This is a genomic window from uncultured Treponema sp. (assembly GCF_934725225.1).
Taxonomy (GTDB): domain Bacteria; phylum Spirochaetota; class Spirochaetia; order Treponematales; family Treponemataceae; genus Treponema_D.
Map to the genome: position 1 here is coordinate 480,688 of NZ_CAKVAM010000001.1, position 19,813 is coordinate 500,500.

A 19,813-nucleotide genomic window follows, 5' to 3' on the forward strand; every position below is an offset into this window, starting at 1 on the left:
AATTTCTGCGGAAATCTGCCGAAATATTTAAAATATGGCTAAGAAAAATTCTTTGAAAATTATTTTTGATTCTCCGGTTGTGCTTGTTTTTTCTATTGTTTCAGCGATGATTTTTGTTGCTGACTTGATTTTAAAGCTCAATGTTTCTGAAAAAATTTTTGAATGTCCCGGAGCAAAATCTGTTCCCGCGTTTGACTTTAAATCAGCGTTGAATTATGCAAAACTTGTCATTTATCCGTTCGGCGGCGGAAATTCAACTTCTTTCTTTTTAAATACTGGATTCATTCTTTTGCTCGGTCCTGTTTTGGAAGAACGTTACGGCTCGGTTATGCTTGCTCTTATGATTTTTATAACTTCCCTTGTGGGCGGAGTTTTGACGGCTTGCGTTTCAACATTTGGAATTTCTGGATGCGGCGGAATTGTTTTTATGATGATAATTCTTTCGGTGCTTTCCGTGTTTATAAAAAAGCAGCTTCCAGTTTCCTGGATTTTTATTTTCGTCCTTTATTTTGCGTTTGCTCTTACCAGCGGAAAAAAGATTTCAGGATTTATGCCGTTTATGCAAAATAATGTTCCTGTTTTTATTCAGCTTGCGTCTGGAATCTGCGGAAGCCTTTTTGGATTTTTTGTCTGCCCAAAAAAACGTTCTTCTCAAACTCAAAAAAAGCAGCAGGAAAAAACAATTGAAAATGAGCCGGAATATTCTTCAAGCAGCGATGAAACTATAGTTGGAAACATCAGCTTGTAGCGGATTTTCTTTTAACTTGTTTTTAACTTTTTGCGATGCGGCTTTGTCTTTTCTAAACGCAATAATTGATATATAATTCAGTTTATGGAATGCAAGGTAAAAAGATTCGGAATTCTTACAAGCGGCGGAGATGCGCCTGGACTTAATGCTGCGATAAGGGCTTTGTGCCGTGCCGCAAAAAATCAGTATAACATGGAAGCTGTGGGAATTTTCAACGGCTACCGCGGGCTTATAAACGGAGACATGAAGGTTCTTTCTGAAAATGAGCTTTCTGGTCTTATAGCTCAAGGTGGAACAATTCTTGGAACTTCAAGAGAGAAGCCTTTTAAAAATCCAGTTGTAAACGAAGCGACCGGTCTTTTGCCTGTTGAAGCCATAAAAGAAAACTACAAAAAATGGAATCTTGATGCCCTTGTTTGTATCGGTGGAAACGGAACAAACACAACTGCAAGCCTTTTGTTTCAGTCTGGACTGAATGTAATCGGACTTCCAAAAACAATTGACAACGACATTGAAGGCTCTGATGTAACGTTCGGATTTTATACAGCCTTGGATGTTGCGACTGATGCGATTGACAGAATCCACACTACAGCCTGCAGCCACGGCAGAGTTATGATTGTTGAAATCATGGGGCACAAAGCCGGCTGGCTTGGACTTTATTCAGGAATTGCTGGCGGCGGAGATGCTATTTTGATTCCGGAAATTCCTTACGATATAAGCAGCGTTGCAAAAAAAATAAAGGAACGCAAATCCTCTGGGAAGAATTTTTCAATTGTTGTTGTTGCGGAAGGCGCAAAGTCAAAAGAAGAATCCTTGCTTGACAAAAAAGCTTTTAAAAAGGCAAGGGCGGCAATGCAATGTTCCATAGGCGCAAGAGTTGCAAAGGAGCTTGAAGAAGCAACTGGATTTGAATGCCGTGCGACTGTTGTTGGCTACTTGCAGCGCGGAGGAACGCCTTCTCCTTATGACCGTCTCCTTTCCACACAGATTGGAGCCGCCGCCGCAGATTTTCTTGCTCAGGAAAAATTCGGAAATCTTGTTGCGGTTCAGAACGGAAAAATAAAGCCAGTTCCGCTTGACTTCGTTGCTGGAAAAGTAAAGAACATTCCGCTCGATCATCCTATGATAAAAACTGCCAGAGACTTGGGTATTTGCCTTGGAGACTAATTTTAAATGCTGGTTTTGCGCTGAATGTCTTGGCTTTGGCTGCGCTGGCGAGCTTCCCGGAATGGGCGGCGTGAATGCGAATAAAAATTTCATCTTGAACTGCGCCGCTTGGAAAAAATTAAATTTCGGTCCGTTTGACTTTGGTAAAAAAGAAATCCGGCTTGCCCCGATGACTGGCGCTGTTGAAAATGTCGGCTACCCTGACGAAAAGCAATTTTACTTTGACTTGATAAACGAATGTTCAAAGTTTGGAATAAAGCTTAGCATTGGCGACGGCGTTCCAGACACAAAGTTAAAGTGGGGAATTGAAGCCGTTCAGTCAGCCGAGAAAAAAGCGTCAGTTTTTATAAAGCCTTACAGCAACAAAAAAATTCTTGAGCGTTTTGAATGGGCGCAAAATATTTCTGAATATTGCGGAATCGACATTGACGCATACAACATTGTAACGATGCGGAGCAAAGCCCAGCTTGAAAAAAAAGATTCGTCTTTGCTGATTGAGTTGAAAAAATATTTTTCTAAAAAAGGAATTCCGTTTGTAATAAAAGGAATTTTTACGGATGAGGATTTGCAGCTTGTTAAAGAAGTGAAGCCGGATGTTGCTTTTGTTTCAAATCACGGCGGGCGCATTGAAACTCGTGAAGGCAGTTCCGCAGAATTCCTTTCTGAAAACTTTAAAATGCTAAAATCAAATTGCGCGGAACTTTGGGTTGACGGCGGAATCCGTTCTTGGAATGATGTGTTCAAGGCTCAAAGCTATGGAGCTTCTGAAGTTCTTGTTGGTCGTCCTTTTGCTTCTGCGCTTTGCAAAAAAATTTCTTTTGATAATGTTTTAAAAAATTGAGGTAATAAATGAAAAACGAAAATAATTCCATGAACTACAAAATTGCTATGGCTGGTGTTTTTTCTGCGCTCAGCATTATTTTAAGTTTTACGCCGCTTGGCTACATTCAGCTTGGAAGCGCGATTCAAATAACTTTGATGCACATTCCTGTAATTCTTGCAACTCTTTTGGCTGGACTTGTTCCGGGGCTTGCAACTGGATTTATTTTTGGTGTTTCTAGCCTTGTAAAAAATCTTATGCTTGGAGCTGCGGCAAGTCCATTTTTTATGAATCCGCTTGTTTCTGTTTTGCCACGGTTGCTTTTTCCTGTTGCTGTCTGGGCGATTTTTACTTTGCTCAATTTTATTCCGCGTATGCCAAAAATTATAAGCGGTGCTATTGCTGCTGCCCTTGGAACTTTTATTCATACAGTTCTTGTTATGGGCGCGATTTTTATTTTCTACGGAAACATTTTTCTTCCGATGGTTCTTGGCGCAATTGAAAAAATTGGAATCAGCACAGAAAATATTTCCGGGCTCAAGGCGTTTGTGGCGATTATTGCAACAACGATGATTACAAACGGATTTTTTGAAGTGCTTTGCGCAGTTATTCTTTCGTGCGCTGTTCTTGGATGCGTTTATGCAGTCGGCTCAAGGAAGTCAAAGATTTCAAAATTTGAAGAATGATTTTTCAGTCTAAAAACTGAATTGAATTTTTATTTTCTTACGGATATATTTTTGCTATGAAAAACACTCAAAGAAACGAACTTGCAGTTTGCGGTTTTGCAGCTGTAAAAACATTGGAAAAAATCAACAGCCAGAAAATTCGCCGCTTATATTTTATGGAAGAAAAAGCTCCTTTGTTTGGCGGACTTTGCAAAAAAATGGCCGCTTCAAAACGTCCTTACAATAAAGTCGCAGATCCTGTTGAACTTGAAAAACTCTGCGGAAGCGTTCACCATCAGGGCGTTGTTGCGATGATTGACACTCCTGTAATTCTTCCGCTGAACACAGACATTACAGCGCGCTGGATTGAACAAAAAGAAGATGCGGTGATTCTTGACCGTGTTGGAAATGCAAACAACCTTGGCGCAATTGTAAGAAGCGCGGCGTTTTTCGGCATAAGAAATATTGTAATTCCGTTGGACGAATCTCAGTCTTCAATTACAACCAGCAGCTACCGTGTTGCAGAAGGCGGAATGGAATTTGTAAACATTTATTCTGTAAGGTCAATTCCGTTTTTGCTCAAAGACATGAAAGGAAAAATGGCTCGATTCGGAACTTCACTAAAGGCGCAGAAAAAAGTTTCGGAAATGAAATCGCTTTGCCTTGGAAAACCGGCATTGGTTGTGCTTGGGAACGAGGAAAAAGGAATCAGCGAAGAAGTTGCTCAGAATTGCGATTCGCTTGTAATAATTCCTTTTGCCGGAATGGGAGAAGCCGGACCTAAAGTTGACAGCTTGAATGTTGCGCAGGCGGCTTCTGTAATAATGTACGAGCTTAAAAAATAAAATGAAAAAACTTTTCTTTGCAATTTCTCTTCTTTTGATTTCTGCGGAAGTTTTTGCGCAAACAGAAAAATCTCCGTTTAAACTGAATCCAGTTGCAGACGGAATTATTCTTGGAGCTGGAATTGCTTTAACAACTTCTGCGGTTGTCGCTGAAAAAACGCTGGACTTTCCTGAATACACAGAACGAAGCTACGATTTGGATTCAGTAAATTTTTTAGACAGAAAACTTTCACAAAAATACAGCCGCACTCTCGACAATTTTGGAACTGCAACTTGCGCCGTGAACCTTGCTCTTCCGTTTGCAGTTTACGGAGCTGGATTTTTCAACGATGTTTTTTCCGCGGAAGATTTTCTTACGCTGACTACGATGTATGTTGAAGCTTATCTTTTTGATTACGGCGCGAAAAATTTTTTGAAGATGGGAATACAAAGAGCACGTCCTTATATGTATTACGACGGCTACCCGAAAGACAAACTTGACAACCATGACTTTGAGTTTTCAAGTCCAAGCGGACACACAACAGATTCTTTTTTGGGCGCAGGATTTCTTTCGTATACATTCTGCCGTTATTTTCCTGAATCAAAATGGAAAATTCCTGTAATTGCGGCATCTTATACAGTTGCGCTTGGAACGGCTGCTTTGCGAATTTCAAGCGGAAATCATTTTCTTACTGACACGATTTTTGGCGCGGCTTTAGGCACTGTCTGCGGAATTGGAGTTCCGTTTGTGCATGAGCTGATTGCTTCACATTCAGAAAAAAAAGAAACTGCATTCAAAAAAGGAAGCGTGCGTTTTTCTGTAACGCCAGTTTCTGTAAATTGGAAAATAGCTCTTTAATTTCAATAGTTTTCTTTTATTACGACTGACCATTCTTTGCCTTTGTAAGAGTTGTATCCGGGAGTTTTTGAATATCCAAAGACTTCAAGTGCTCGGCTGGTTTTGTTTGTGTAGAATCCCATTTTTTGTCCTTGCGAAATTTGCTCGAACGCTTCCCAGTCTGTGAGCCGCCGCTTTAAAATTTCGTCTTTGTTTTTTGAAGCTATTACAAGTCCGTCTTTGTTTATGATGAATATTTCGCCTGAATGGGAAACTTTCGCGCTTGAAATTATGTTCAGTATGAATTTCCAGTTGAACCTTGTTGAAATTATTCCGACAATCGTTCCGTCTTGGGCGCGCACAGGGCAGCTGTACGAAACTGTCCAGTCTTTTACAGATTCAGAGTAATACATATCTGAATAAGTTGTGCCTTGCGACTCGGAAGTTTCCTTGAACCATTTTGTATTCTGCATTGAACGTCCGCGCAAATTTTTATTTACGCCCACGCATACAACAGTTCCTCTTGTGTCCGTAAGAAGAATGTCGTGGTAAACTTCATAAATTCTTACAAGATTTTCTATTGTGTGTTCCGCGGAAATTCTTTTTTCTTCAGTGGGATTTGCAAGACAGTCGATTATTTTTCCGAATGTTGCCCAAGCCTGAACATCGCAGTAACGCTCAAAAAGGTTTCGGTCAACTTTGTCGATTGTGTCGAACGCCATTTCCGCAGTTCTAATTCCAATCAGCTTGTGCATTTTTATTTCAATCTGGTCAACGACTTTCTGGCACGTCTGATTTTGCGTGTCATTTTTCTCGGATATGTTTTTAATTTCGTTTGCAATTACGCGGAATCCTTTTCCGACTGTTCCAGCTCTTGCCGCTTCAATTGAAGAGTTGAACGAAAGAATTCTGATGTTTTGCGATTCGTTGTATATTTCATTGAGCGAGCTGTGCAAAGATTCGTAGTCCTGAATAAGTTCGTCAAAAACCGTGCTTAGCTTTTCTGATTTTGTGTCTTCCATTTTATTCCGCCTATATTTGCTGAAAAAAAATGGGACTGCGCACCAAGTACACAGCCCCATTGCTATTGCTTTCTATTATAATGAAAATTAAATAACTTTCAATAGAATGTGGAAAACTTGGCTTTTTAGATTTATCTGCTTAAAATTTGTGCATAATATTTAAAGCAGTTCTATGTTTATATATCTGTTTTAAAGAACCTGCCATTATTGAAAATTTAACTTGTCTGGTTTATACTCATTTCTATGTCGGAAAAAAATGCAAAGAAAAAGAGAACGGGAATCGGGCTTGCGCTTTGGCTTTTGGCTGCTCTGCTCATTCTTATAATTTTCCTTATAAATCAAGACAAAATTGCAAGCAACTTAAAGGCGACAGGTTTTTTCAGCAAGACTGGATTAAAGACTCCTGAATTTGTAGAAAAGGCGGAAGTGAAAAGTTCTTCTGTCGCTGACAAGAATGAAGTTGCTCCAATTGAAACTATTGAAATTGACTTGAACGGCGTTGGCTCTCATGTTGAAGAAGAAAGCGCGCAGTCGGCAGTTCAGGAAAATATATACGAAAACATAAAGGCTCAGAATGATATTGCAAAAAAACAGCAGGAAGCCGCTGTTGAAGAAAAAGTAAATTCCAAGACAGAAAAAAAAGATTCCGCGCAGAAATCCGAAGAAAAAGAAACAACAGTAAGAAAAGAAGTTTCTGTAAAAACCGAGCCAAAAACTTCCAGCATGAAGCTCAAGCTTTACTTTATGACAATAAACAGCGACGGTTCTGTTTCAAGAAAAGAAATTACCCGCGAAATGAAAAAGTCCGACAGTCCGCTTATGGACGCGATAAACGCTTTGATAAAAGGTCCTGTCGCTTCAGAAGAAAATTCCGGCTGCCGTTCGCTCGTTTCTGAAAACACAAGGCTTATCGGTGCTTCTGTAAAAAACGGAACTGCTACTTTGAACTTTAGCGGCGACTTTGAATTCAATCAGTACGGAATTGAAGGTTTGCGCGGACAGCTTCAGCAGATTGTCTTTACTGCGACCGCGTTTCCTACTGTTGAAAATGTGCAGTTTTTGGTGGACGGCGAAAAGAAAGAATATCTTGGCAGCGAAGGCGTTTGGATTGGTACTCCGCTGAACCGCAACAGTTTTTAGTTCTACTCGGAAACTTTGTAGCTTTCAAGAATTTTTGTAAAGTAGCTTCTGTTTTTCTGATAAACGCTGTCGAATATTGTAAGTGTAAGAAGTGAAATTGTGCTACCATTTTTATTCTGCGTGATAATTTTAAAGTCGCGGGTTACGTTTTCTGATTCAGGCTGATAGAAAACATTCATCACAGAAATTTTATTTTCATTTATTGTAATTTTCCTTTGGGGCGCAATTGAATATGACAAGTCTGTGCTTTGGCAAAGGCGGCGCAAAAGGCTGTTCACGGCATGATTTTTTTGCTCTTCTGGAACTGCCATTGTTGTCATTGAAAGAATCGCAAAGTCTTCAAGAAGCCACAAGTTTTCCATTGACTGCTTCCACATTGTGTCCAGCGTGATTTTTTGACTGCCGAATTCTGCCGCGCTTTCTTGCGATTTTGTTTTTTTGAAAATTCGTTTCTTGTCTTTCGGAAGCCCTTCAATTCCTTTAAAAAGTGAAAAACTTTCGTCGGTTGAAGAAACAAGATGCCCGGCAGTTTCCATTGAAAAAATGCTTTGTCCGTCGGATGCCTTTATTTCTTCAATGTTGAAAATCGGAACATAAGGATTGAACAGAATGTTTACGTTTCCGCCAAACTGATGAAAATCCTGCTGGCTGTTGATTTTTTTGCATGAGTCAAGATTTTCTTTTTGCCTGCGCGAAGTGAATTCGTAAAACAAGTCGTGCAGGTAGTTTATGATTTCTGTGTCTTGTTCGGAAACTGCGCCTTGAATTTTTTCTCCGGTAAATTCCATTCCGATTTTTGATTCAGGATTTACAGAAACATAAATTGTTATGTCCTTTTCCGGCGTGCTATTTTTTTCATCGGCAGGAGAATAAAAACGTGCGGCGTAAGTGCTTTCATTGTAAAAAAGAAATCCAACGATGGATTCATTTTTAAAGCTTCTGTCCTTGTAGTAAACATATTCTCCGGAAATGTCAGGAATGTACTGTTTTGTTCCCGGAAGAGAAAATGCAGAGAAGGACGCAATAAAAATAAATGCCAAAGTCAGAATTATTTTTTTCAATGTTTTTTCCTTTACACTTAAATTTTTATGAGTTCAGCTTTTCGAATTCAGCCTTTACAATTTCGCTTGCTTTTGCGGCGGCGTTTTCAAGCGGAACAAGTTCTGCCTGCTCGCTTGATCTCATTTTGATTTCTACGTTCGGAAGATTTTTATCTCCAACTGTAATTCTTACCGGGAATCCGATTAAATCCATGTCGTTGAATTTTACGCCTGGACGTTCATCGCGGTCGTCAAGCAAAACTTCAACACCGGCTTTTAAAAGCTCGTCATAAATTTTGTCTGCGGCTTCTTTCATTGCTCCGCTGTATTTTATTGGAACAATTGCAACTTGATAAGGCGCGGTTGACATCGGCCAGATAATTCCGCGGTCGTCATGGAATGCTTCGATAATTGAAGCAAGAACACGGTCAACTCCGATTCCGTAGCAGCCCATAGTCGGAATAGCGGACTTTCCGTTTTTGTCAAGGTAAGTTACGTTCATTGACTCTGTGTATTTTTTTCCAAGTTTGAAAATGTGTCCAAGCTCGTTTCCTTTTGTTGTGTAGAATGGCTTTCCACAGACAGGGCAGATGTCTCCGGCTTTTGCAGTTCTAAGGTCGGCTGTTTTCCAGGCTGAAAAATCTCTGCCGTATTCAACGTGGACAAAGTGAGTGTCGGCTTTGTTTGCTCCCACAAGGAAATCATGCATATCAAGCACGGAATTGTCTGCGATTACAGGCACGTTTGAAAGGTTTATTGGACCTGCGAATCCGACTGGCGCGCCTGTGATTTTTGTGTCTTCTTCCGCAGTTGCAAGCTCCACTTCCGATGCTTTTAGGAATCCTGCGAGCTTTGCTTCGTTTATATCAAGGTCGCCCCTTATGCAGACTGCAACAAATACTTCTGGATAAAATTTTATGTTTCCTTCTGTAATTGTCTTTAAGTTCTTGCAGCAGTCAAGTTCGCTAAGGTCAAGGCAGACATTTGTGGCTTTGTAAATCAAAGTTTTTAAAAGCTGATGCTTTGAGCATTTTAAATATTTTTCCAAGTCGTCGATTGTTCCAACGTTTGGTGTGCTGATTGGCTCGTAGCTTTTTTCTGTTGCCTTTACAGGATTTCCGTCTATGTCAACTGGAACATCTTTTGCGCATGAAGCTTTTTCAATATTCGCCGCGTATCCGCATTTGCACAAAATAAGCGTGTCGTCTCCGATTTCACTTTCAACCATGAATTCTTCAGAGCCGCTTCCGCCCATTGCGCCGGTGTCAGCTTTTACTGTTATTACATTCAGCCCAAGCCTTTTGAAAATTCTAAGATAAGCTTTTGCGTAAGCCTGATATGACTGGTCAAGAGATTCGTCATCGGCATTGAGAGTGTAGCCGTCCATCATGTTGAATTCACGGCCGCGCATAACTCCGTATCTAGGTCGGATTTCATCTCTGTATTTTGTGTTTATCTGATAGCAGTTTATAGGAAGTTGCTTGTAGCTTGTAAGTCCCTGGCGCATAATTGCCGTGTATGCTTCTTCGGCTGTTGGGCTTACAACCATGTCCTGCTGCTGGCGGTTCTGCGCCTTGAGCATTTGCGGTCCCATTGTTTCCCATCTTCCGCTTTCTTTCCAAATGTCTCCGGGAACAATTACAGTCGGCTTAAATTCCATTGCGCCCGAAGCTTCAATTTCTTCCTTGATGATTTTTTCAAGTTTTCTGTATGCTCTTAAACCGAGCGGCATATATGTGTAAAGTCCGTTTCCGAGTTTTCTGATTAAGTCGGCGCGCATCATAAGCTGATGGCTAGAAATAATTGCTTCTGACGGAGAATCGCGAAGCGTCCTGAATGGAATTTGTGAAGTTTTCATAATCGGATATTTTAGTGAAATTCAAGTCTATGTTCAATATTTTGTCTTCTATAAAATGTGCGCCGTTTTGCTAAAGTCGTTTTCTAAAATTCCGATAATCGAAAGTAGCAGTCTTGTTTTTGCAAAGCAGAAGCAAAGCTATGGGAGGAAAAAATGGCGTATGGAAGCAATCCTTATGGCGGATTCAGCGCTTACCGGGAAATCGGAGTAAAAACTGCCAGCCAAGGAAAACTTGTTGTAATGCTTTATGACGGTGCTGTTTCAAATTTGGAAAAAGCGATTGCCCTGATTTCTGAAGACGGAAAAATTGCTCCAAGCAGCATTGAAAATTTTGGAAATTATCTGCAAAAAGTTATGGACATAATCACAGAACTTGAAGTGAGCCTTAACATGGAGCAGGGCGGCGAAATTGCAAAAAATCTTATGTCGCTTTATGTTTTCTTTAACAAGCAAATTTTGGATTCCACAATAAGCCATGACAAGAAAAAACTTTCGTTTGTGCGTGATATGCTTTCCCAGCTTCAGGATTCTTGGATTTCGGCTTCAAACAGCACTGCAAATGCCCAGACAAAAATTCCGGGAGTTGCGCCGTCGCTGAACATAACAGGATAATTTTAGCTGCAAGTTTGCTTTGAATTTGCTGAATCATTTTTGATGCGGAGAAATTTTATGGAACAAAAAATTAGTAAAGAAGAACTTGACGAGCGTGTTGCGATTCTAAAAAAATTCAGAATGCTTCTTGAGCAGCAGAGAAAAAAGTTTCAGGAATATTTAAAAGTTCTGGAAGCTCAGGAAAATAAAATTACCGAAGAAGATTCTGATTCCTTGATTGCGCACAGTGAACTTGAGGCGCAGATTGTTCAGGGAATCGGCTCGCTGCAAAAAGTGATTGTTCCGATGCAGGAACTTTACAATAAATCTGGAGCGGCTTTTTATAATCCAAAGGAAGCTTTGCCGGTTTCTCAGATTCAAGATGATTTGTCCAAGCTTCAAAGTCAGGTTCTTGCTCAGAATGAAAAAAACCGTTCGCTTTTAAAAGTCAGAATGATTCAGCTCAAAAAGCAAATTTCAGATTTTAGAAATCCGTACCGTTCTTTGAATTCAATCTATGCGCAGAAATCTTCTTCGTCTGGAACAAGAATTCAAGTTGAAGTTTAACTTTTTACAAAAGAGAAAAATTATGTCGGCAACAAAAAAAATTACCAAAAACATGATAGTTGATGCTGCCTTGGAAATTTTCCGGGCGGAAGGATTTGAAGCTGTTACGTCTCGCCGCATTGCGCTTAGGCTTGGATGTTCTACACAGCCGATTTATTTTGAATACAAAAACATGGACGAGCTTAAAGACGACATTATAAAAAAAGTTGTTGAGCAGCTTGATTCGCTTTTTAGTTCTGTAACTGGGGGGGGCGATTCCAATGAATTTGTTTATCGCTCATACGGTCTTGCGTTTTTGAAATTTGTCCAAACTGATCCTTTTGTCTTTAGGCAGATTTATACTGTGGACGGAAAAATTGGAAAGCAAGTTGACGACCTTTGGATGCCGAAAGGTCTTGACATTCTTGAAAATAAATACGGATACAAAAAAGAAACGGCGATTGCAATCAATAATATGGCGTCTTGTTCTTTGATTGGAATGGCAGTTCTTATTAGTTCCGGCTATAAGAAAACTTCAGAAGAGGAAATTCTTAGAAGCCTTGAAATTCTTTTTGCTTCTGTTTGCGCTGTTTATGGTCCGCCTCCAAAACTTATGCAAATTGAAAAATTTAGAGAGCACTTTGAGCAGCTTATGGCAAGCTTTAGAAAATAGAAATCCAGCCGGATTTTTCTTACATTGAAGAATTTTATTTTATACATTAAAATAGAGTGTTATGGGTGGAAAAACTGAAAAAAAAACTTCGGCAGTAAAAAAATCATCTGCAAAAATTTCAAAGGCAACTAAGCCTGAGCCAAAGCAAAAAGTTACAAAGACAGCGGCAAAAACTGAATCAAAGACTGCAAAAAAAACAACAGCAGTAAAAAAATCCGTTGCAAAAGAAAAAGCTCCCGCAAAGAAAATTCCTGCGCTAAAAAAATCAGAAATAAAAAAAGAGACAAATGTTGTTTCAAAAACTTCTGACGTTTCCGTTGTAAAAGCTTCCACAAAGCCAGTTGCTTTAAAAAGCAAAGACTACGGCGATGATAAAATTATTCACCTTGATGCGCTTGAGCATATTCGCTTGCGCTCCGGAATGTACATCGGACGGCTTGGCGACGGTTCAAATCAGAACGACGGAATTTATATTTTGCTGAAGGAAGTTGTTGACAATGCCATTGATGAATTTATCATGGGCTTTGGTAAAAAGATTGAAATCGAAGTAAAAGAAAACCGTGTAAAAGTCCGTGACTATGGACGTGGAATTCCGCTTGGAAAAGTTGTTGAATGCGTTTCAGAAATTAATACCGGCGCAAAATACAATGATGATGTTTTTCAGTTTTCAGTTGGAATGAACGGAGTTGGAACAAAAGCCGTAAATGCTCTTTCTTCTTATTTTCGCGTAGTTTCTGTTCGTGCAGGCCAATGCGCAGAAGCTATTTTTGAGCAAGGAAAACTTGTAAGCCAGCGTTCTGGAAATTTAAAGCAAAAGCAGCCGGACGGAACATATTTTGAATTTGTTCCTGACGAAGCGATTTTTGGAAAATACAATTTCAACATGGAATTTGTTGAAAAACGAATTTGGAATTATGCTTATTTAAATGCAGGACTTACTTTAAAGCTCAATGGTCAGGAATACAAAAGCGATAACGGACTTTTTGATTTGCTTAACAAAGAAATTGAAGGAACTTCGCTTTATGCAATAGGAAGCTATCAGGGAGAGCGGTTGAAGTTTGCTTTTACGCACACAAATAGCTACGGTGAAAATTATTTTTCATTTGTAAACGGCCAGTACACGGCAGACGGTGGAACTCATCTTGCAGCTTTTAAAGAAGGATTTGTAAAAGGAATAAATGATTTTTACGGAACTTCATATAAAAGCGAAGACATCCGCGAAGGAATGGCGGCCGCAGTTCTTGTAAAAGTTAAAGATCCTGTTTTTGAAAGCCAGACAAAAAACAAACTTGGCAATACGGATATTCGACAGTGGATTGTTTCGGAAACACAAAGCGGACTTGATGACTGGCTGCACCACAATCCTGAAGCTGCAAAAAAAATTCAGGAAAAAATTCAGGCAAATGAAAAGCTCCGCACAGAACTTAGCGCGGTAAAAAAAGAAGCCAAAGAAGCCGCAAGAAAAATCAGCATAAGAATTCCAAAATTGAAAGATTGCCGTTTTCACATTCAGGATGGCGCAAAAGGCGAAAACAGCATGATTTTTATAACTGAGGGAGATTCTGCCTCCGGCACGATGACGCATTCACGCAACGCTGATTATCAGGCGATTTTTAGTTTGCGCGGAAAGCCTGAAAATATGTACGGAAAAAAACAAAGTGAAATTTACAAAAACGACGAGCTTTACCAGCTGATGATGGCGCTTGGAATTGAACAGGATGTTGAGAATTTAAAATATTCAAAAATCGTAATTGCAACCGATGCCGATAACGATGGCTTTCATATTAGAAATCTTGTGATGACTTTTTTCCTTGGATATTTTGAGGAGCTTGTAACTTCCGGCAGAATTTTTATTTTGGAAACTCCGCTTTTCCGTGTAAGAAATAAAAAGGAAAATATTTATTGCTACAGCGAAGAGGAGCGCGACAAGGCTCAGAAAAAACTTGGCACTTCTGCGGAAACAACGCGATTCAAAGGACTTGGAGAAATCAGCCCGTCGGAATTTAAAGATTTTATTTCGCCGGAAACAATTCATCTTACGCCTGTTGAAATAAGCCAGCTTAAAATGGTGCCAAAACTTCTTTCATTCTACATGGGAAAAAACACGCCTGAGCGAAGGGTTTTTATTGAAAAACATTTGCTTAGCAATGCTGACATCGATGCATAAGGATTTTTAAATGGCATTTGTAAAAAATTTATTCGACAAGAATTTTATAGAATACGCAAGCTACGTTATCCGCGACCGTGCGATTCCTGATTTGGAAGACGGACTAAAACCTGTTCAGCGCAGAATAATGCACACGCTTTTTAACATTGACGATGGCAGAATGCACAAGGTTGCGAGCGTTGTCGGCGACTGCATGAAATTTCATCCGCACGGAGACGCTTCAATTGGAGCCGCGCTAGTTGTTCTTGCAAACAAAGAAATTTTTATTCAGCGTCAGGGAAACTTCGGAAACCTTTATACTGGCGACACAGCTTCCGCTTCCCGTTACATTGAATGCTGCGTTCATCCTCTGGCGAAAAAATTTTTGTACAATCCGAATATTACAGAATATGTTCCGAGCTACGACGGACGAGGCAAAGAGCCTGTTGCTTTCCGTGCAAAAATTCCAGTTGTTCTTCTTGGCGGCGCGGAAGGAATTGCAGTCGGAATGTCCACAAAAATTCTTCCGTACAATATAAAGGAAGTTCTTGATGCGGAAATAAAAGCTTTGCGTGGCGAACCGTTTGAAATTTATCCTGATTCTCCGACCGGCGGCTTGATGGATGTAAGCAATTACAATGATGGAAACGGAAAAATAATTACACGCGCAAAATTCGATTTGAGCGACGAAAAGAAGATTGTTATAACGGAGCTTCCGCTTGAAACAACTTCCAAAGATTTGCTTGATTCAATTGATGCGGCTTATAAAGCTGGAAAAATAAAAATCAGTTCAGTTGAAGATTTTACAACTGACCACTGCAATATTGAAATAAAACTTCCGCGCGGCGTTTATTCCAAGGATGTGGAAAAAGCTTTGTATGCGTACACTTCTTGTGAAAAATCGATTGCCTGCCAGATGCTTGTTATAAAAGAAAATATGCCGGTGGCAATGACGGCTACGGAAATTATAAAATATTACGCAAAAAAACTTACTGACATTATAAAAGACGAACTTGAATTTGAACGCGGCTCTTTAACGGAAGAACTTCATCAGCGCACGCTTGAGCGTATTTTTATTGAAGAGCGGATTTACAAATCCATTGAACAAATGAAAACTGCCGAAGCTGTCAACAAAGCTGTTAAAGACGGATTTGTTCCTTTTAAAGATGAGCTTATAAGAGAAGTTACGGATGAAGATGTTGAAAAACTTTTAAAAATTCCAATCAGACGAATTTCGCTTTTTGATATAAATAAAAACCGTGATCAGGTAAAGGCTATCAATGAACGTTTAAAAGAAATTGCGCGGCGGCTAAAGCATTTGACTGATTGTGCTGTTGAATATCTTGGTGGAATTCTTGATGAACTTAAAAAATTTTCCGCGCTAGATCCAAAGCAAGACCACACAGCGATAAGTCCTGCGCTTCTTGAACGCCAGACAAAAATAACTTCATTTTCCGCAGTTGATGTAAAGCAGATTGTTCAGCGTGATACTCCGTTGCGGTATGATGAAAAAGGCTATCTTGGAACTTCTGTTAACGGCGGACGGGAAATTTTAAAAGTTACTCCTTTTGACAGAATTCTCATTGTGCGCAAGAGCGGACTTTGGAGTGTTTGCGATGTGCCGGATAAGCTTTTTGTTGACTCTGGAATTTGGTTTTGCAATTATGCAGACAAAGATATTATCAGCAAAATTCTTTTTACAATAATTTACCGTGATCCAAAAACAAAATACTGCTTTATAAAACGTTGCCGAATTTCTGGTTGGATTATGAACCGCGACTATAATTTTGTGCCAGACGGAATGGAAGTTCTTCACATTGATACAAGAGCTAAATTTAAATTTACTTTGAATTACACTAAAAAGCCTCGTGTAAAAATTACAGTCCAAGAATTTAAAGCGCAGGATTTTGAAGAAAAAGGTTTGAAGACTAACGGAATCCGGCTTGAATCCAAGGAAGTTGATTCTATAAAAGTTGAAGATTCAGGTTTGCAGACGAAACTTGATTTATAAATTGTAAAACAGGAATAAAAAATTGGATAAAGAAAAATTAAAAAATCCTGAGTATAAAAGAATGTATCAGGTTTTAAGAGAGCGGCTGGCAAAAAATATTGCGCGTTCGGTTTTGCTGCTTTTGCTTTTTAATGTAATGCTGTCTTTTTTGCTTACAAGCGGATTTTCTCCTGCGATGCTTTTTAATGGCTCTGTTGCCGGATATGCAATTTCATTTGTTTTTACTTCGCTGATTCTTATCGTTGTTTTTACGCTTGCTTACGGAATTGTCGCTGACTTTACAAATGTTGTTCTTGGCAAAAAAAATTCTCCTGGAGGAATCTTCTGCGGATTTTTTGAAAAGTCAAAACGCATATTTTATTCTTCAGTTTTTTTTACGATTGTTGTAATTTTTGTAGCGTTTGTTTCTGCCGCATTGATTTTTATTTTTAAAGAAAAAATTATTTCATGCTCAAGTTTTTTTGCTCAAGCATTTTCAAATGAAAACTTGAATCAGCTTGATTCTGAAAAAATTGCAAAGGCTTTTACACTTGCTCTTTTTTACACGGCGATTTTCTTTTTGGTTTTTGTATTTTGTTTTCTTCCGTTTATTTTTGTTTGGAATGCGTTTCTTGAAAATAAAAAATTCAATTTGAAGGACGCGATTAAAAAAAGCCTTTTTATTATCCGTGGAAGATATTTTCATTATCTGGGCTTTGTGATTTTTGTATGTCTGAAAAATTTTGCAGTTTTGTTTGTTGCAGTTTTTCTTAATGCGATTCTTTCTGGAAAAAATAATTTTATTTCTCTTTTGCTCGGATTTTATGCGTTCCTTCAATATTACACAATTCTTGCAAAAATTTATTATTGTATTCCAATTTATTATTTTTCATTTTTGAGCGTTAACGGAATGATTGGCGGAGATAAAAATGAAGGTTCTTATTGAAGAATCAAAAGCCGAGCTTGTCATAAAAAATTCCCGCTTTATTTCAGAAGTTTTTCCAGTTGAAACTCAGGCGCAGGCAAGAGAAAAACTTCACGAGGTTAAGCAAAAATATTTTGACGCAACCCATGTGGTTCACGCTTTTTCCGTTGGCTTAAAATCTGAAACTTTTGGAATGAGCGATGACGGCGAGCCAAGCGGAACTGCCGGGCGTCCTGTTCTTGATGTTTTAAAAGGAAGCGGAATTACAAATATCTTGCTTACGGTAACTAGGTATTTCGGAGGAACACTTTTAGGAACGGGCGGACTTGTTCATGCGTATAGTGAAAGCGCAAAACAAGTTCTTTCTGTTTGCAAAGCCGAGCCTTATGTTGAAAAATCTTCATTTTCATTTTCATGCGGCTATGATTTGTATCAAACTGTAAAACATTTGTTTGAGGACTTTAATATTTCAAATCTGACTGAAAACTTTGGAACCGACATTTCCATTCAGGGTGAAATTTTTCTATCTGAAAAAAATACTTTTCTTGAGCAAATAAAAAACATTTCAAAAGGAACAATAAAATGCATTTGATTTTTATTCGTCATGGAGATCCTGATTATTCAATTGATTCTGTTACAGAAAAAGGAAAACGTGAAATAGAACTTTTGGGCAAGCGCATTTCAAAACTGAATGCAACAGAATTTTTTGTTTCGCCGATGGGACGCGCGCAGGCTACGGCAAAGGCTTGCTTGGAAAATATTCATGCAGATTTTTCAAAGCAGCCGATGAAAGTTTCAACAATGCCTTGGCTTAGAGAATTCAGCTACGACATAAAAGATTTTAAAACCGGAAAAAACAGAATTGCATGGGACTGGCTTCCGCGCGATTATTTTGGCGAAAAGAAATATAAGGATGTCCAAAAATTTTTCCAGACAAAATCAATGAAAAGCGGAAACATAGAATTTCACTATAAGGAAGTTTGCCGCGGACTTGATGAGATTTTGTCATCTTATGACTACAACCGCATTGATTCAAAAATTCCTTTGTATAATTGTTTGCCGCATATTTCAAAAGAAGAGTCTTTGGTTGACACGCACCTTGAGCCTGAGCAAAAAGATTTAGATGAAAAAAATCTTGTTTTTGTTTGTCATCTTGGCGTGATGTTTGTAATGCTAAGCCATCTTACAGGAATTAGCCCTGTTCAGCTTTGGCAGGGATTTTTTGTTGCTCCAAGCTCAGTTACAATTGTTGGTGCGGAAGAAAGAGTTCCCGGAGAAGTTGTTTTTAGAATTCAGCAGATGGGAGATGTAAGCCATTTAATCGGCGCAAATGAAAAAGTTTCTGCGTCTGGATTTTTTGGAAACTGTCTTTCCATTTAAACTGGATATTGAGTTTTGACTGTCATTCCCGTGCAACGACACGGGAATCTGTTGAGATTATCGGATCAAGTCCGATAATGACATTAATTTATAAAACTGGAATTTCAGGATAGTTTAAATAATTTTTATTTTTGTAAAATTGAATTTTTTATTGATTCTATTTATACTTGCTTTATGAATTATAATTCAATTACTTATGAAGAGCTTGAGCTTCCGAAGAAAGGCGACAGAGTTGTTGTGGGACTTTCCGGCGGAGTTGATTCTACAATGACAGCAATGCTTTTAAAAGAAAAAGGCTGCGATGTAACTTGTGTTACAATGTCTTTGTGGCAAGAGGCTGATTTGAATCTTCCTGACGATTATAAAATTCCAGACAGCTGCTACAGTCCCAAGGAAGTTGAAGACATAGAAGAAAATAAAAAATTTTGCGCAGAACAAAATATTCCATACATCGTTGTTGACGTTAAAGAAAAATATCAGCAGGAAGTAATAGAATATTTTAAGCGTGAATATAGAAACGGCCGCACGCCGAATCCGTGCATAAGATGCAACCGCTTTATAAAATTTGGCGCGATGCTTTCCGGCTTAAAAGACTTGGGAATTGAATACGATTATTTTTGCACAGGACATTATGCAAAAGCCGTGCGCGGAACAGAGCCGCTTTTTTCAGTTTATGGAGAAAACGCTTCAAAAGATGAAAGGGGAAAATGTCGCCCAGTTCAGATTCACACTGCGCTTGATATTACAAAAGATCAGGCTTATTTTTTGTACAGAATTCCGAGCGCAATTTTAGAGAAAGTCCGTTTTCCGCTTGCAAGTTTCAGCAAAAAAGAAGTTTTTAAAATGGCTCGTGAACGCGGATTAAAGGCTGCGGAAAAAGAAGAAAGTCAGGATTTTATTCCGGCTCCGATGCTCGAATATATGTTCAAGGACAAGCCTTCTGTGCCGGGAGATTTTATTGACTTGGACGGAAAAGTTCTTGGCCGCCACAAGGGAATTGAGCATTATACAATCGGACAGAGAAGGGGACTTGGAGTAAGCGCGCCGTATCCTCTTTATGTTGCTGAAATTGACAAGGAAAAAAATCTGGTTGTTCTTGGAAAAGACAGCGACTTGTTTTGTTCAGGTCTTATTGCAGACGATTTGGTTTGGCCTGCTGAATACGATCCTTGCTGTGAATTTGATGCGATGGTAAAAATTCGTCTTGCTTCAAAGCCTGTAAAAGCTCATGTTGCGCCGTATCAGCCATTGGAAAATGAAGAGTTCTGCGGCAAAGCTTACAAGGTTGTGTTTGAAGAACCGCAGCGGGCAGTTGCGCCAGGTCAGTCCGTTGTTTTTTATAAAGACGGAATAACACTTGGCGGCGGAATTATTTCAAAAGCAATCAAAGCCTAATTGTTAATTGCCATTCCCGCACTTGATGCGGGAATCCCTGTGTGA

General features: G+C 39.1%; 19 protein-coding genes. 16 read left to right on the forward strand and 3 right to left on the reverse strand.

Annotated features, from left to right (window positions below; genetic code table 11):
- The first annotated feature begins 34 nt into the window (after positions 1-34).
- From Q0H92_RS02310 to Q0H92_RS02335, 6 genes are all read left to right on the forward strand, one after another.
- Positions 35-748, forward strand: a complete 714-nt coding sequence (locus Q0H92_RS02310) for a rhomboid family intramembrane serine protease (protein ID WP_296011367.1) — start codon at positions 35-37, stop codon at positions 746-748.
- Positions 749-832: 84 nt separating this feature from the next.
- Positions 833-1,915: an ATP-dependent 6-phosphofructokinase gene (locus Q0H92_RS02315; RefSeq protein ID WP_296011370.1), complete on the forward strand. Its 1,083-nt coding sequence runs from the start codon at positions 833-835 to the stop codon at positions 1,913-1,915.
- Complete coding sequence (locus Q0H92_RS02320) at positions 1,905-2,756, forward strand: alpha-hydroxy-acid oxidizing protein (RefSeq protein WP_296011372.1); 852 nt, start codon at positions 1,905-1,907, stop codon at positions 2,754-2,756. The genes Q0H92_RS02315 and Q0H92_RS02320 overlap by 11 nt, the downstream gene beginning before the upstream one ends.
- 8 nt (positions 2,757-2,764) lie before the next feature.
- Positions 2,765-3,421: an ECF transporter S component gene (locus tag Q0H92_RS02325; RefSeq protein ID WP_296011375.1), complete on the forward strand. Its 657-nt coding sequence runs from the start codon at positions 2,765-2,767 to the stop codon at positions 3,419-3,421.
- 56 nt (positions 3,422-3,477) lie between these two features.
- Entirely contained in the window at positions 3,478-4,245 is a 768-nt protein-coding gene (locus Q0H92_RS02330) for an RNA methyltransferase (protein ID WP_296011377.1), read from the forward strand.
- A gap of 1 nt (position 4,246) precedes the next feature.
- On the forward strand, positions 4,247-5,083 hold the full coding sequence (locus tag Q0H92_RS02335) for a phosphatase PAP2 family protein (RefSeq protein ID WP_296011380.1): 837 nt from the start codon (positions 4,247-4,249) through the stop codon (positions 5,081-5,083).
- Between the two features lie 2 nt (positions 5,084-5,085).
- On the opposite strand, the gene Q0H92_RS02340 is transcribed toward Q0H92_RS02335, so the two are convergent.
- Positions 5,086-6,084, reverse strand: a complete 999-nt coding sequence (locus Q0H92_RS02340; RefSeq protein WP_296011384.1) for a cache domain-containing protein — start codon at positions 6,082-6,084, stop codon at positions 5,086-5,088.
- Positions 6,085-6,327: 243 nt separating this feature from the next.
- Here Q0H92_RS02340 and Q0H92_RS02345 point away from each other — a divergent pair, with 243 nt between their 5' ends.
- The gene (locus Q0H92_RS02345) at positions 6,328-7,224 is read left to right on the forward strand and encodes a GerMN domain-containing protein (protein WP_296011387.1); all 897 of its coding nucleotides are present in this window, start codon (positions 6,328-6,330) and stop codon (positions 7,222-7,224) included.
- Between the two features lie 2 nt (positions 7,225-7,226).
- Here the strand turns inward: Q0H92_RS02345 and Q0H92_RS02350 are convergent, their stop codons facing one another.
- Positions 7,227-8,285, reverse strand: a complete 1,059-nt coding sequence (locus Q0H92_RS02350) for a hypothetical protein (RefSeq protein ID WP_296011390.1) — start codon at positions 8,283-8,285, stop codon at positions 7,227-7,229.
- Positions 8,286-8,310: 25 nt separating this feature from the next.
- Entirely contained in the window at positions 8,311-10,122 is a 1,812-nt protein-coding gene (locus Q0H92_RS02355; protein WP_296011393.1) for a proline--tRNA ligase, read from the reverse strand.
- Between the two features lie 153 nt (positions 10,123-10,275).
- Between Q0H92_RS02355 and fliS the strand changes: the two genes are divergently transcribed.
- The 9 genes from fliS (at position 10,276) to mnmA (ending at position 19,768) form a co-directional block, all read left to right on the forward strand.
- The gene (gene fliS, locus Q0H92_RS02360) at positions 10,276-10,734 is read left to right on the forward strand and encodes a flagellar export chaperone FliS (protein WP_296011397.1); all 459 of its coding nucleotides are present in this window, start codon (positions 10,276-10,278) and stop codon (positions 10,732-10,734) included.
- 57 nt (positions 10,735-10,791) lie between these two features.
- The gene (locus Q0H92_RS02365) at positions 10,792-11,280 is read left to right on the forward strand and encodes a flagellar biosynthesis protein FlgN (RefSeq protein ID WP_296011400.1); all 489 of its coding nucleotides are present in this window, start codon (positions 10,792-10,794) and stop codon (positions 11,278-11,280) included.
- Between the two features lie 22 nt (positions 11,281-11,302).
- The gene (locus Q0H92_RS02370; RefSeq protein WP_296011403.1) at positions 11,303-11,932 is read left to right on the forward strand and encodes a TetR/AcrR family transcriptional regulator; all 630 of its coding nucleotides are present in this window, start codon (positions 11,303-11,305) and stop codon (positions 11,930-11,932) included.
- Positions 11,933-11,993: 61 nt separating this feature from the next.
- Positions 11,994-14,099: a toprim domain-containing protein gene (locus Q0H92_RS02375; protein WP_296011406.1), complete on the forward strand. Its 2,106-nt coding sequence runs from the start codon at positions 11,994-11,996 to the stop codon at positions 14,097-14,099.
- A gap of 10 nt (positions 14,100-14,109) precedes the next feature.
- A complete protein-coding gene (locus Q0H92_RS02380; protein WP_296011409.1) occupies positions 14,110-16,089 on the forward strand; it encodes a DNA topoisomerase IV subunit A in 1,980 nt (659 codons plus the stop codon).
- A 22-nt stretch (positions 16,090-16,111) separates the two neighbouring features.
- Complete coding sequence (locus tag Q0H92_RS02385; RefSeq protein ID WP_296011411.1) at positions 16,112-17,014, forward strand: hypothetical protein; 903 nt, start codon at positions 16,112-16,114, stop codon at positions 17,012-17,014.
- A complete protein-coding gene (locus tag Q0H92_RS02390; protein WP_296011414.1) occupies positions 16,998-17,585 on the forward strand; it encodes a YigZ family protein in 588 nt (195 codons plus the stop codon). The genes Q0H92_RS02385 and Q0H92_RS02390 overlap by 17 nt, the downstream gene beginning before the upstream one ends.
- A complete protein-coding gene (locus Q0H92_RS02395) occupies positions 17,576-18,373 on the forward strand; it encodes a histidine phosphatase family protein (RefSeq protein ID WP_296011417.1) in 798 nt (265 codons plus the stop codon). Before Q0H92_RS02390 ends, Q0H92_RS02395 begins: the two co-directional genes overlap by 10 nt.
- Before the next feature lie 174 nt (positions 18,374-18,547).
- Entirely contained in the window at positions 18,548-19,768 is a 1,221-nt protein-coding gene (gene mnmA / locus Q0H92_RS02400; RefSeq protein WP_296011420.1) for a tRNA 2-thiouridine(34) synthase MnmA, read from the forward strand.
- Positions 19,769-19,813 lie beyond the last annotated feature (45 nt).